Consider the following 13420-nt stretch of genomic DNA (forward strand, 5'->3'; position numbering starts at 1 on the left):
CTTTTCCTTCTGATCCAATGAATTCGAATTGATTTTTACCATATATCGAACTGCTTGAAAAGCCGGCTTTATGCCGGTTTTTCCTTTATATGTGGTGAGTGATGATACAATAAACCCTAAGCCTTTCAAACTCTGAACGGCTTAGGGTTTCTTTGAAGGCGTGGCTAACCCACTAAGAAAGGCGATGGTCAGGAAGCGTACTTCTTGAAGTTTTCGGCCTGTTCGAAGATCTCCCGGTACACCTCGTCGCGGTCTACGGGCGGGTAGTCGTTTTCGGCCAGTAACATGATCAGGTCCACTTTCAGCTCGGCCTTGATGTCTTCGCGCTGGTTCCAGTCGGCGTATTTGGCCTTGTCGTCCACTATTTTTTTCACCTCTTTGGCCAAGTGCAGGAGCTTGTCCTCGGCGTAGTCGAAGTCGTAGCGGTTGGCCAGGGCCTTGAGTATGTCGTAGAAAGCCTTTTCCTCAAAATCTATCCCCAAGTTGTCGCCGGCGCTGAATTCGGCCCGCACTTTCATGATCAGCTCGGTCATTTCGTTGGCTATGTGGTCAAACTCCGCTCCTGTATACAGGTTGCCGTCCCGCTCGTTGTAGCGGTCTACCAAGGCCTTCATTTTCTTGCTGAAATCCACGCCCTGCATCTTGTTCACTTTCTTCAGCTTGCCTATGGCCTTGGCCAAAAGCTTTTGGAGCATCTGGATCTTGGTGTTGGGCAGTTTGATATTGCCGAGCATGCGCAGGTATTCGTCGGAGAACAGCTCCTCTTCACCGTCCTCGTTGCCCTCTATTTTCAGTATTTCCTCCACGCCGTCGCTGAGCAGGGCGTCTTTTACCATCTCGCGCACGCGGGCGTTCATCTGTTCGGTATCCGGGGCGTCGCCTTTGGTCAGTTTGAACACTATGGTGCGTATGGCCAGATAAAAATGCACGTAGTCACGCTCGGCTTGGCTTAGGTCTTCGCTGCCTGAGCAGATATCGTAGGCCGACTTCAGGCGCTTGACCATATCCATAAACCGTTTTTTGCTCTCTTCGGTCACCAATACGAACTCCGAGGCCATATTCAGGCATCGCAACTGCTCGGCGGGAGAGCCCGAGAAGTAAGGTTGGGTGTCGAATTTATGGAAAAAGCTCCGGAGTAGGTCCAGATAGTTTTTCACGACAATGACCGATTGCCTGATGTCTTCGAAATTCTGTTCCTCTTCCTTGTTGTACATGGCCAGCGCCAAGTTCATTTCCCTTTTTATGCCGATATAGTCTACCACCAAGCCCTTTTGCTTGCCTTCGAATTTGCGGTTTACCCGGGATATGGTCTGGATGAGGTTGTGCTTCTGCAGCGGTTTGTCAATGTAGATGGTATCCAGAAAAGGTACGTCAAAGCCCGTGAGCCACATATCCACCACTATGGCTATGCGGAAATTGGATTTGGCTTTTTTGAATTCCTTATCCAGCGTGGCCCGGTAGGTTTTGTTGCCCAAGGTGTCGTACAGCGTTTTTTCGTCGTCTTTGCCACGGGTCATGATCATCTTGATCCGCTCCATGGGCAGGGGTTTTTCCTTGTCGTGTTCGTCTACGGTCTCCCCTTCGGCGCAGGGCAATACCTCCGTCCATTCGGGACGCAGGGCTATTACTTGCCGGTAAAAAGCGTAAGCCACTGGCCGGCTACTGCATACGAACATGGCCTTGGCCTTTACGGTATTGCCTTCCGTTATACGGTTCTCGTAATGCGCCACAAAGTCTTTGGCCAGCGTTTCCAGACGGTCCGGATCGCCGAGGATCACGTTCATCTTCGCGCTCTCCGTTTTGCTTTTTTCCACATGGTACTCGCTGGCGCCTTCCTGTACGCAGTTGTCGTAGTATTCCTCTATCTGCTTCAGCTGTTGGCTGTTGAGCGTCACCTTGGCCGCCCGGCCTTCGTACACCAGCTTTACGGTGATCTCGTCTTTGACGGACTCGGTCATGGTATAGGCGTCCACCACCGGGCCGAATACGTCCAGCGTGGCGTCTACCGGCGTGCCCGTAAAGCCCACGTAGGTGGCGTTGGGCAGTGAGGCGTGGAGATGTTTGGCAAAGTCGAAGCTCTTTTTTACGCCCTGTTCGGTCACCGTTATTTTCTGGTCGAGGTTGGTTTGGCTGCGGTGCGCTTCGTCAGATACGCACACCACGTTCGTGCGGTCGGTGAGCAGGTCGGTGTCTTCGTTGAACTTGTGTATGGTGGTGAGGAACACCCCGCCCGAATTGCGCCCCCGGAGCTTGGCCCGGAGGTCGGCGCGGCCGGTTACGCTTTCCACTTTTTCGTCGCCTATATAGTTTTTGGCGTTGGTGAATTGTTTGGAAAGCTGGTGATCCAGGTCGGTGCGGTCGGTGATCAGTATGACGGTGGGGCTGGCCAGCTCCCGGCTTTTCATCAGCAGGCGAGTCAGAAACAGCATGGTGAAGCTTTTGCCGCAGCCGGTGGCGCCGAAGTAGGTGCCTCCCTTTCCGTCGCCCCGCGGCTTGCGGTGTCTGAGTATGTTTTGGTACAGCAGGCGCGTGGCGTAGTATTGCGGGTAGCGACAGAGGATCTTCACCTCTTTCTGCCCCGTGTCGGGCATATAGATAAAGTGGTTGAGGATATCCAGCAGGCATTCGCGCCGGAACATGCCCTCCACCATAGTAAACAGCGACCCGATGCCTTCGGCCTCTTTGGCCCGAGCGCTTGTGCGGCGCCAAGCGTAGAAGAATTCGTATGGGGCGAATAGCGAGCCGGCTTTGTTGTTCGCGCCGTCGCTGATCACGCAGAAGGCGTTGTATTTGAGCAGTTCGGGAATATCGCGGCGGTAGCGGGTGGTAAGCTGTACGTAGGCGTCGTGTAGGGTGGCCTCTTCGCGGATGGCGCTCTTGAATTCGAATACTACTACGGGTATGCCGTTTACGTACAGTATGCCGTCCGGTATGCGGAGTTCCGTGCCTTGTATCTCCAGTTGGTTGACTATCTTGAAGCTGTTGTTTTCCGGTTGATCATAGTCTATCAGGCGTATGTAGACGTCTTTGTCCTCGTGGCGCTCGCGCTTGAAGGTGAAGCCGTCGGAGAGCCACTTCATAAATTCCTTGTTGCTGGCGTACAGGTCTGAGGCGGGCAGCGTCTGCAATTGCCTCACTATGGTGTCGGCCTCTGCGGCGGTAAGGCCCGCCGTGGCGTAGCGCTTGGTCAAAAAATCTTTCAGCTCGTCTTTGAGCAGTGCCTCTTCGGGTGCCCGATCGATTGATTCTCCTTTTTGGTAGGTGTAGCCCTGCTGTTGTAAAAGTTCGATTACGGCCTGTTCCAGTTTGGCTTCGGTGTATTTCATCAGTAAAAAAATTTATCCTCTTCCCACTTCCGGGGATTATTCTCAATATAGTGAGCAATCCGTTCGTATGCTCCCCGATGCCTGATAATATGATCGTGAAACCGGGGTTTCCAAGCAAAATCGAAGCCCAGCCGATTGGAATGCCTGCTTACGGCCGCCTTATAAGATCCGATAATGGACGACAGCGAATTTTTCCCCTGATTACGCACCCGCCGTTGCCCCGGCGTATCGCCTCCATTATCTATTCCATCATCATTCCCAATGGTTTCATCATCCTCCCCCCGTACAGACAGGGCATGCCCTGTCTCTACCCTATCCTGATTCTGATCCCGCCCCTGATTCTGATCCCGATCTTCGCCACCGATTATTTTATCAGCATTGTGCGAGCCAGGGAATCCCCTGCCTATACCGCCGTGATGGGAGCAATTTGGATTGTTGCCTTCCAGAATCAGGATACCGTGTATATGATTGGGCATCACCACGAATTCGGCCAGCTTTACGTTTTGGGCATGGTGCTTTATCTGGTGCCAAAACACATCCGCCAATACGCCTACGGGCGAAAGGCGCATCTGGCCGTTTTGGATCTTTCCGAAATAAGGGGCCATATTCTTCGTGCAGGCCGTAACGAAATAGGCCGCGTCCCATCGGTAATCCCAAGCCTGCCAGCGGGCCGAAGGGATCCGGTATTTACCACGAAATTTCTCTTCCATTCCAAATGATTTTTTCGGAATAGAAAAATGCAATAAACATTCCCTTTCATATACAAGCGCCCCCTCGTTCAGATAGGGCATGCCCTGTCTCTACCCTTCGCCACCGCGATGGATTATCATCAGCATTTCCGCTCGTACAGACAGGGCATGCCCTGTCTCTACCCTTCGCTACTTCCATTTCCGCTTATCCGCCATGGATTATCATCATCATTCCTCTCGTACAGACAGGGCATGCCCTGTCTCTACCCTCTGCTACTTCCATTTCTGCTTTTCTGCGATGGATTTTATCAGCATTGTGTGAGACAGGGCATGCCCTGTCTGTACGATCGATCGCTATGGCTTATTCCCCTTTTTGCAATGCCCGCTCCACCGCCAGCATCGCTTTCGGCACTCGCAATTTGCCCGAAATCAGTTGGGGGAGAAGGGTGTCGCGGAGTTGGGTTAAAACATCTATTTCCTCAGACTTAATTTCAATTTGAGAATCAAATTTACCAATGCGCGCATCAAATAACTTAACTAAATTATCTGTAGGCTTCAACATTTCGATTGATTTCAAATCATTTTGATTAACTGACCTTTCGCTCGCCTTTCCTATTGCAATTTTGGAAATTATATGATAAGTGACCGATTTTTGAAAAATGAAAAGGAGAGACGGATTTGAATTATACACGGATTATCTTATTGCCAGTCGAGGGCAAGCCACCTCAACAGGGCTCTCAGCATCTTTGGACAATCAGATTCCCCATGATTATTTCAGCGACCTCCTCAAGCAACCGGACATGGACCAAAAGGCTTTTTGGAAAGAGGTGAAGTCTTTCGCCAGGAGTATTGAGGGCGAAGAGGCGGTTTTGAGTATCGACGATTGCATTGTCCACAAGCCTCATTCCTCGGAAAACGACATCGTAGCTTATCATTTCGACCATACTGTAGGCAAAGCGGTCAAAGGGATCAACTCCCTTAACTTTCTTCTGAGCAATACCGTGGAAGGACAAACGGTTAACTGTCCGGTCGCTTATGAGATCGTCCACAAGACGGTGAAATACATAGACAAGAACGGGAAGGAAAAGCGTAAAAGCGAGAAAACGAAAAATGAGATGGTACTGGAAGTTTTACACCGTCTAAACTTTCTGAACAAACTGGTTTTCAGGTACATTCTTTTCGATACGTGGTTCACCGCCAGCGATACGCTGAAGTATATTCATTACAAGCTCAAGAAGGTTTTCGTTTGCCCGCTGAAGAGCAACAGGAATATAGCAATGAGCGAAAAGGACAAAAACGAGGGCAAATTCATTCACGTTTCGGATGCGCCTATTGAAAGCGGTCAAGTGAAGCGGGTGTGGGTCAAGGGAGTTGATTTTCCTGTCACGCTCGCCAAACAAGTCTTTACAAACAGGGACCGGTCGACCGCGGAACAATGGCTGGTTACCAACGGGGAGAACATGGCTTTCGAGGATATCGTAGCGATCTACCAAAAACGGTGGAAAGTCGAGGAGTTCCATAAGTCGCTCAAGCAAAACACGATGTTAGGCAAGTCTCCCACAAAGATGGAGATTACCCAATTGAACCACATCTTCGCTTCCATGATCGCCTACATAAAACTGGAAAAACTGAAGGTTAAGGAGAAGCTGAATCACTTTGCGATAAAATCAAAATTGTATTTGAAGATGATAAAGGCTGCCATGGAAGAACTTGACGCCTTGCGGTCGGCCTGAAATATATTCATTAAGAATCGCTCTCCCAAATGCAGGGAGAGCGAAAGTTCAGTGATTAATACTTCCGAAAACAGTTCCTTCTCCTTCAAAGACATCAAATATTTTTTGCAGTTCTAAAACAGCATAATAAGTATAAGAAATTGAATCAAATTTATGTCTAACTGCAGAAAGACCACGACCAATTGAACAATCTGATTTTGCCAAGTTAGAGCTTCCGACAGGTGCTCTTACGCTAATTAATGTGTCATTCTTTTGTGCTAATCTTTTTGGTGATGTGCAATAAATTCTATTCTTTGGAAATCGAAATTGAAAATCTGTTTTACCTTGAAAAAAAGGAACACCTTTTTCTTCTTCATTATAAGTACTCCCAGGAGGTGATTGCCCCATCGTTACATTAAACTCATTTCCAAAAGTAGAATCCTCCCACCCCATCGGAATCCATTTCCCTAAGGCCTCGTTGTACTCGAACTGGTCGGGAAAATACGCCATGATTTCGTCTGGCAATTGCGCACGGTCGGGACGGGCGAGAACGGCTTTGCGCTTTTCCGCTTTGGCTTGGAGGGCTTCGGGGATTTCATGTCCCGCTTCCAGCGCCTTGTCCATCACCGGATCAAAATCCACAAACCAGGACTGGAACAGCGTCTGGGCCATTTCTTCCAGCGTTTGGTTCATCTGGCGGTTGAGTTCTATTTTGTCGTCGAGATCACCTAGGATTTTTGCGATAGCTTTTTGTGTATGAAAATCTGATATTTTTAATGGGTATTGAGATAATACTTTACCCGAAAGATTTGGTTGAGCAGAGCCATTATCATTTATTCTAGCTAGACTTTGTCCAAAAGGACTAATTAAGAAATAGTAAAGAAAATCTTGATTAATATTTTCCTTTGCTCGAATAATTATTAATGAAGAAGCAATAGCTCCTTCATTGTATCTATTTCGTGCTGTTTTTCCTATTGTTGAACCACGTAAGCAATAAACAATATCTCCTTTCCTAACTTTCCCTGATCCTAGCTTATCATACTTTTCCCGGCTTATATAATCCATTCGTTCATGACTCAACCAACCTGTTGAATCAATATGTCCAGTATTTATAAATGGGATTCCATTTTCAACCCTATCCAACGGACTAGGATAATTTTTACCTCTATCACCATTTATAAAATCAGCAATCTCACCTAATCGCACCTCTCTCCATTCCTTACTCATAGCCCAACAGTTTCAAGTTCGCACAAATGCTTTCATCCAAGGTTTTTCCCTGTTCGATCTGCCCGAAAAAGCGCTTGCTTAGGTCGGTCATTTTGTCTTCGAAGGGGATGCCGTCGTCTTCCTCTTCGGCTACGCCCACGTAGCGTCCGGGGGTTAGTACGTAGTCGTTTTTTTGGATTTCCTGTAGGGTGGCGGATTTGCAGTAGCCTGCTATATCTGTGTATTCGCTTGTAGGGGCTGGGTGTTCTTTCTTGAGTGTGGGTTCCTTCGTGGATTCTCTGGATTCCCTGGGGGTGGAGACAGGGCATGCCCTGTCTGTACGGGGGGAGGGGGCCTTTGTTTTGTCATTTCGCCAGGCGTGGTAGGTGCCGGCTATTTCCGCCATGTCTTCGGCGGTCAGTTCTTTGTGGGTGCGGTCTACCATGGTTCCCATATTGCGGGCGTCTATAAAGAGGGTTTCGCCTTGTCGGTCGCGGTAGCCGTGTTCGGTATCCTCGCGTTTGTTTTTGGTCATAAACCAGAGGCATACCGGTATTTGGGTGGTGTAGAACAGTTGTCCGGGCAGGGCTATCATGCAGTCCACATAGTCGCGGTCTATCAGTGTTTTTCTTATTTCTCCTTCGCCGGAGGTGTTGGTGCTCATGGAGCCGTTGGCCAGCACAAAGCCCGCCGTTCCCGTTTCGGAAAGTTTGCTGAGCATATGGAGTATCCACGCGTAGTTGGCGTTGCCCGTTGGCGGCGTGTTGAAGCTGGCCCAGCGGGCGTCGTCTTCCAGTTCGTTGGCCTCGCGCCATTGGCTTTGGTTAAAGGGCGGATTGGCCATGATATAGTCCGCCTTCAGGTCGGGGTGCTGGTCTTTGAAGAAGGTATTGGCGGGCACTTCGCCCAGGTTGGCGGAGATGCCGCGTATGGCCAGGTTCATCTTGGCCAGCTTGTAGGTGGTGGCGTTGAGTTCCTGTCCGTAGATGGAGATATTCCTTTTGTTGCCTTGGTGGCTTTCCACAAATTTGACGGACTGCACGAACATACCGCCCGAGCCGCAGGCCGGATCGTAGATCTTTCCTTTGTAAGGCTCCAGCATTTCGGCTATCAGGTTTACTACGCTCTTTGGGGTGTAGAATTCCCCTCCGCCTTTTCCTTCCGCCGAGGCGAATTTGCCGAGGAAATATTCGTAGATGCGCCCCACCACATCGTTTTCCTCATCGCCTAAGGTATCGATATTGTTCACCGTGTCCAGCAAAGCCGACAGCTTGCTGGGGTCGAAGTTGAGGCGCGAGAAGTAGTTGTCGGGCAAGGCGCCCTTCAGGCTGTCGTTGTTCTTTTCTATGGTATGCAGCGCGGTGTCTATCTTCAGCGCTATGTCCTCCTGCTTGGCGTTTTCGATAATGAAATTCCAACGGGCCTCTTCCGGCAGGTAGAAAACGTTCTTCATGTTGTAGAACTCCTTCATGCCGAGATATTTCTCCTTGCCTTCGCTGATCAGTTCCTGTTTGCGGAGTTCGAACTTGTCGGATGTGAATTTCAAAAAATAAGCCCGAGTACCACGTGCTTGTACTCCGAGCTTTCCACTGTTCCCCTCAGTTTGTTGGCCGAGTCCCATAGGGCCTCTTCCATGCTTTTTTGCGCCTTGGCGGCTGCTTTCTTGGCCATTATATAATAGGTGTTTTTTTCGTAGTCGCGTTTCCGCCGGCGCACATACCGCGCGCCGGCGGAATTGTTTTTATGAAATATAGGGATTTTCGAAATTTTTTTTGATCCGGATGTATGTTCCGGCGGGATTATTGGTTCTGTATCGAAAACAATCTAAAGGCTAAATAGATACCGAGGATTAAAAATTATGAGTGAAACCACAACCACCCTTCCGGCGTTGACCCAGGCTGTCGACCTCCGGGCCGTTTTCCATGAGCAGAAATACCAAGCGTGGGTATCCACCGCCGCCGAGGCGCTTGTCTCTTGGGTCGAAAGCGAGGTGAACCGCGAGCGGGCGAAGAACGATTATGAATCGTTGCTGGATGAGGAGCAGACAAAGAAGGTGGCGGACGACCGCAAGAAGCTGATACGGGCGCAAGAGGATTTTGACCGCATCAGCAACCTTTTGGACGGCGGAAACTTGTCGGAGGCGGATACTGACCGTTACCGCAAGGAGAAAAAGAAGCTGGACTATAATATAGAGACCCTGAGCCAGCGGCTGAAAAAGCGGGATACGGCGATACGCATGGTGTCGGACGACTTGAAGGACCTTATGGACTTGGCGGGCGCATCGGTACTGGAAGCCGGCATCCGCGATTTCTTGGTGAACCATGTGGAGGCCGGGTTTGTGGGGCCTTGTTCCATTACGTTTTTGGGTACGGAGTATTCTTACAGCGAGTAGTTTTTTTGTTTTGATACGTCAAAGCCACGCCCTCGGGCGTGGCTTTCTGTTTTGGGACGGCGTACAATTTGAAATTTCCTCCATATGATCATTATGTCGAAGTGGGTAAACATGCCCATAACCACTAAGGCCGGTCAATATAATAATACATGGCGGCGTGATACTTAATCGGGCGATTATCTGGATAATACTGCTCCATTGTGGCGAAGAATGACTTGGTGAAAGGCACGTTTTCCATCACTTGGAAGCGGTTGAGGCTTACGAGTCTGTTGCCGTTTTTCACGAAATGTGGAGCGTCTTTTTCCGAAAGATTTTTGGCCGTGGTGTAGGTTTGGCTATGAAACGGCTTGCTGAATTCCACCGGCCAGCCCCAAGCGTAGCCGAAATAATCCTCGGTTCCCGTGCCGAACGTTGAAGGAAACTTCTCGCCGTCGACGTAGAATTTCTCATCGCCTTCGCCCCACCACCATTGGGCGGACATGGACGGCAGTTTATGGCCGTTTTCCATACCGCTGATCGGGTTGTAGACGGTAAGCGTCATACCGCAGAAGCGTCCTTGGCCTTTCAAATCCAGAAGCTGGCGGTCGGGCCATCTTTGCTGTTCGATCTGCTTCAGGTCAGGCTCCCAAAGTACGTGGAAATAACCTTTTGGTGTTTCGGTGTTCGGGGCCGTGGTAACGGCGGTTTTCAGGCTTATCGCCCGCTGGCTTTTGTTGGTGAGGATAATTTTGGCGCTTTTGCCGAAAGGCATATACCAGTTGGAGTACATCCTAGTGCCCGATATCCCGAGCGGAACGGCCTCGAATTGGCTCAGCTGGTTCCAGTCATGCTCCGTAGCGCCGAAGAAAGCTCCCAGAGGACATTTTACCGAAGGAGTCTGTGCTCCGTCCCAATAGATTTCGATATCGAAATTTCGGGTCAGATCGTCCACGTAATTGTTTTTCAGAATATCGACTACCAGTCTTGTAACGGCTTTGGAGCCAGTAGCCGAGAAGATTTCCTTGGATTCCTCCGACCCGAACTTAAACGTGTTGCTTTCCGTTTTCGAATCCGGATTGGCAAATGGCGTCTTTTCCGCCACCGAAGCCATCATGGTTTCGATTTCTTGTAAAGCTTGATGCTCTTTCGGTCCGAACGAACCTTTGAATGCCGGAACTTTACTGCCTTTTGGTAGGAGCGTGTAATTTATCTGGTAGAATTTTCCCCAGTCTTTTTCCGCTTTGATGATCAATTCTTTCTGGAAGCAAATCGGAACGTAGTTGTTCTTGCCTTTGGCACTGGTATATACAAAGCCCGGATAGTTAAACGGAGCGTGTTTGCCGTCAAACCAATGTTTGGCCGGCATTGACACCACTTCTTTTCCGTCCACTATCAGCGTAAGCGCACCGTCTTTCGGCAAGGCCGACCAGATTCTGTTTACGAAGCCCGTGCCTTTGATATGCGCTAATACCGTAGCTTCGCCTTCTTTGCGCACATATCCGTCGCCGTCTTTGTTGGCGCTCCAATTGACGTATTGGCCGGTTTTCTTATCGTATTCGCTACGACGGTCGTAGCTGGATATCATATAACTCTTCTCCCCTTCCGCTGGCAAAGTAGCCAGTTGCTTCATATCCACGTAGCGTCGCACTACTTCCTCAAATGTTAATTTCGGCCCCTTCGCAAAAGCAAAACCGCTTAATAGCAAAAGAGCGGTGGCCGATAAAAAATTCCTCATAATAGCTTCTTGTTGTTGATTATGTTCAATTTTTTTAATCGAGTCAATTGACAAGTTTTAAAAATAAAATGAACAGATTTATAACTCGTTAAGATTTGTTTATGTGTAATTATAAGTAAACTAAAACATTTAAGCAATTTGTTTGATGTGTAGTGTTTTTATCTGTTTGGAAAAGTATGGTGGTAGTTTTTATATTAGAACAATGCATAATTTATTTTTTAGAGGTTCCCAAATAGGAATCAAAAAATTAGATTGGTACTTACATAACTGACCTTTCGCTCGCCTTTCCTATTGCAATTTTGGAAATTATATGATAAGTGACCGATTTTTGAAAAATGAAAAGGAGAGACGGATTTGAATTATACACGGATTATCTTATTGCCAGTCGAGGGCAAGCCACCTCAACAGGGCTCTCAGCATCTTTGGACAATCAGATTCCCCATGATTATTTCAGCGACCTCCTCAAGCAACCGGACATGGACCAAAAGGCTTTTTGGAAAGAGGTGAAGTCTTTCGCCAGGAGTATTGAGGGCGAAGAGGCGGTTTTGAGTATCGACGATTGCATTGTCCACAAGCCTCATTCCTCGGAAAACGACATCGTAGCTTATCATTTCGACCATACTGTAGGCAAAGCGGTCAAAGGGATCAACTCCCTTAACTTTCTTCTGAGCAATACCGTGGAAGGACAAACGGTTAACTGTCCGGTCGCTTATGAGATCGTCCACAAGACGGTGAAATACATAGGGTTTACTGAAAAAGTAAAAACCACAAGATTATCAGTGGATTAGGTAGCTTGTTTCCCTTTCCAAAGCACAGGGAATATTCGTAAATTGGCCTTAGAAAGGACTGAGAGCATTTTTTCCCTTGCACCTATGATCAAGACAAGTTCCTCGCAATTGAGTATAGAAGGTTTTTTGGACCCGGAAATAGGGCGCCTTAACCCGGAAAACAGATGGGTGAAGTTGGCCAACTCCATCCCCTGGGCGGAATTGGGTTTGGTCTACGAATCGAAAATGTCGACGGGCAAGGGCAGTCCGTGCAAACCGGCCCGGCTGGTCATCGGCGCGCTGATCGTGAAGCATAAGCTGAACGTTTCGGACGCCGAGGCGATAGAACAAATCAAAGAAAATCCGTATCTCCAGTATTTCGTGGGACTCGGCTCGTTCACCACGGAAAAGGCCTTTGACCCTTCGCTGTTCACGACGGTCCGCAAGCGGCTCGGGTACGGGGATTTTAACAGGATGAGTTCGCTTTTGCAACACGAGGGGATCCGTATTGCGGAGGGCGATCGGGATGAAGGGTCCAAAGACGGGCATTCCGGGGACGCCGAAGATGACAAGCGGGTTGTCTCCTGCGACGCGACGGTGGCGCCGCAAGAGATTCCATACCCCACGGACCTTGGGCTGTTGGCTACGGCGAGGGTGCAGTCGGAGAAAATCATCGACCTCCTTTGGCCCGTCGCCAGGGATTCCGGTTTATCCAAAAAGCCCCGGACTTACCGGGATAAAGCCCATAGGGAATATGTCGGGGCGACGAGAAAAAAGAGGAAAGGAGCCGAATTCTGGCGCGTGTGCGCACGCCGACAGCTGAATTATCTGGAACGGAACCTACGGCATATCGACAGCCTCATAGAGGCCAACAAGGGCGTTATACGCCTAAAAAGCAGGTTTTTGAAGATTCTGATGGTGCTTCACGAAATCGCCAGGCAACAGTCGCTCATGCTGGAGACCGGTGCCAACAGGGTGGACGGCCGCATCGTGAACGTCTTCCAGCCCCATGTCCGGCCGATAGTCCGGGGCAAAAACGGAAGCGACACCGAGTTCGGCGCCAAATTGTCCGTAAGCCTTCACGAAGGCTATTCCTATCTGGACAAGGCGCAATGGGACGCTTACTACGAGGGTGACGCGGAAGTGATCCGCGGGCACATCGACAGTTTCGGGGAGAGAAACCCGGAAATGAAGCTCGGCAAATTCGTCGGGGACAAGATTTACGGAAACAGGAACGCCCGGCAGACCATGTCCGGCGCGGGTGTGGAATTCGTGGGCTCCCCGTTGGGAAGGCCTCCCTCAAGTCCCGAAAAAATCAGGGAACGCAAGGAAAACCGGACGCTTCACCAACGGCACCGGAGCAGGGCGGAAGGAAAATTCGGGGAAGTGAAACGGGGACACGGATTGGACAAAATACAGGCAAGGAGAGCGGACACTTCGCTTTCATGGATCGCCTGCATTTTCTTCGTGGCCAACTTGAAAAGATTTCAGAGCGAAATCTTTTTTGACCTTGTTTTCTTGAGCTGGAAATACGGGATATGGCTTCAAGACGGCGAAAAGAAACAGGAAAAGACTGTCTGGCAAAATATCCTAGCTGGGTAGCCCTCTGGGCTT

Annotated in this window: 9 protein-coding genes and 2 pseudogenes; 4 read left to right on the top strand and 7 right to left on the bottom strand. The window is 49.4% G+C overall.

Translation table 11 applies throughout. The features are described from left to right. Positions 1-188: 188 nt before the first annotated feature. The 3 genes from AABK39_RS00140 to AABK39_RS00150 form a co-directional block, all read right to left on the bottom strand. Positions 189-3326, bottom strand: coding sequence for a type I restriction endonuclease subunit R (locus AABK39_RS00140; RefSeq protein WP_338392915.1), 3138 nt, complete (start codon positions 3324-3326; stop codon positions 189-191). Beyond that, entirely contained in the window at positions 3326-4036 is a 711-nt protein-coding gene (locus tag AABK39_RS00145) for a transposase (protein WP_338392916.1), read from the bottom strand. The genes AABK39_RS00140 and AABK39_RS00145 overlap by 1 nt, the downstream gene beginning before the upstream one ends. A gap of 340 nt (positions 4037-4376) precedes the next feature. Further along, a complete protein-coding gene (locus AABK39_RS00150) occupies positions 4377-4592 on the bottom strand; it encodes a restriction endonuclease subunit S domain-containing protein (protein WP_338392917.1) in 216 nt (71 codons plus the stop codon). Between the two features lie 82 nt (positions 4593-4674). On the opposite strand from AABK39_RS00150, the gene AABK39_RS00155 reads away from it, so the two are divergent. Further along, on the top strand, positions 4675-5748 hold the full coding sequence (locus tag AABK39_RS00155) for an IS701 family transposase (RefSeq protein WP_338392425.1): 1074 nt from the start codon (positions 4675-4677) through the stop codon (positions 5746-5748). Positions 5749-5796: 48 nt separating this feature from the next. Here AABK39_RS00155 and AABK39_RS00160 read toward each other — a convergent pair whose 3' ends face one another. The 3 genes and pseudogenes from AABK39_RS00160 to AABK39_RS27830 all read right to left on the bottom strand — a co-directional run. Next, positions 5797-6954 (bottom strand): restriction endonuclease subunit S, encoded by a 1158-nt coding sequence (locus tag AABK39_RS00160; RefSeq protein WP_338392918.1) that lies wholly within the window; start codon positions 6952-6954, stop codon positions 5797-5799. Beyond that, positions 6947-8182: an N-6 DNA methylase gene (locus AABK39_RS00165; protein ID WP_459115373.1), complete on the bottom strand. Its 1236-nt coding sequence runs from the start codon at positions 8180-8182 to the stop codon at positions 6947-6949. Before AABK39_RS00165 ends, AABK39_RS00160 begins: the two co-directional genes overlap by 8 nt. 63 nt (positions 8183-8245) lie before the next feature. After that, a pseudogene (locus AABK39_RS27830) lies at positions 8246-8604 on the bottom strand (type I restriction-modification system subunit M N-terminal domain-containing protein); the annotation flags it as partial. A gap of 187 nt (positions 8605-8791) precedes the next feature. Here AABK39_RS27830 and AABK39_RS00175 point away from each other — a divergent pair. After that, positions 8792-9325 carry a hypothetical protein gene (locus tag AABK39_RS00175; protein ID WP_338392921.1) on the top strand — a complete coding sequence of 178 codons (534 nt, stop codon included), beginning with the start codon at positions 8792-8794 and terminating at the stop codon, positions 9323-9325. Between the two features lie 124 nt (positions 9326-9449). Here AABK39_RS00175 and AABK39_RS00180 read toward each other — a convergent pair whose 3' ends face one another. Continuing rightward, the gene (locus AABK39_RS00180; protein ID WP_338392922.1) at positions 9450-11039 is read right to left on the bottom strand and encodes a glycoside hydrolase family 172 protein; all 1590 of its coding nucleotides are present in this window, start codon (positions 11037-11039) and stop codon (positions 9450-9452) included. Positions 11040-11374: 335 nt separating this feature from the next. On the opposite strand from AABK39_RS00180, the pseudogene AABK39_RS00185 reads away from it, so the two are divergent. Continuing rightward, positions 11375-11803 (top strand): annotated as a pseudogene (locus tag AABK39_RS00185) (transposase); the annotation flags it as partial. A 108-nt stretch (positions 11804-11911) separates the two neighbouring features. Beyond that, positions 11912-13408: an IS5 family transposase gene (locus AABK39_RS00190; protein WP_338391085.1), complete on the top strand. Its 1497-nt coding sequence runs from the start codon at positions 11912-11914 to the stop codon at positions 13406-13408. The last annotated feature ends 12 nt before the right edge of the window (positions 13409-13420 follow it).

The organism is Fulvitalea axinellae (assembly GCF_036492835.1).
GTDB classification, from domain to species: Bacteria; Bacteroidota; Bacteroidia; order Cytophagales; family Cyclobacteriaceae; genus Fulvitalea; species Fulvitalea axinellae.

Bases quoted from the DNA above. Each gene is read 5' to 3' on its own strand.
- AABK39_RS00190 (WP_338391085.1), top strand. From the start codon at position 11,912: ATGATCAAGACAAGTTCCTCGCAATTGAGTATAGAAGGTTTTTTGGAC.
- AABK39_RS00145 (WP_338392916.1), bottom strand. From the start codon at position 4,036: ATGGAAGAGAAATTTCGTGGTAAATACCGGATCCCTTCGGCCCGCTGG.
- AABK39_RS00175 (WP_338392921.1), top strand. From the start codon at position 8,792: ATGAGTGAAACCACAACCACCCTTCCGGCGTTGACCCAGGCTGTCGAC.
- AABK39_RS00160 (WP_338392918.1), bottom strand. From the start codon at position 6,954: ATGAGTAAGGAATGGAGAGAGGTGCGATTAGGTGAGATTGCTGATTTT.
- AABK39_RS00155 (WP_338392425.1), top strand. From the start codon at position 4,675: ATGAAAAGGAGAGACGGATTTGAATTATACACGGATTATCTTATTGCC.
- AABK39_RS00140 (WP_338392915.1), bottom strand. From the start codon at position 3,326: ATGAAATACACCGAAGCCAAACTGGAACAGGCCGTAATCGAACTTTTA.
- AABK39_RS00180 (WP_338392922.1), bottom strand. From the start codon at position 11,039: ATGAGGAATTTTTTATCGGCCACCGCTCTTTTGCTATTAAGCGGTTTT.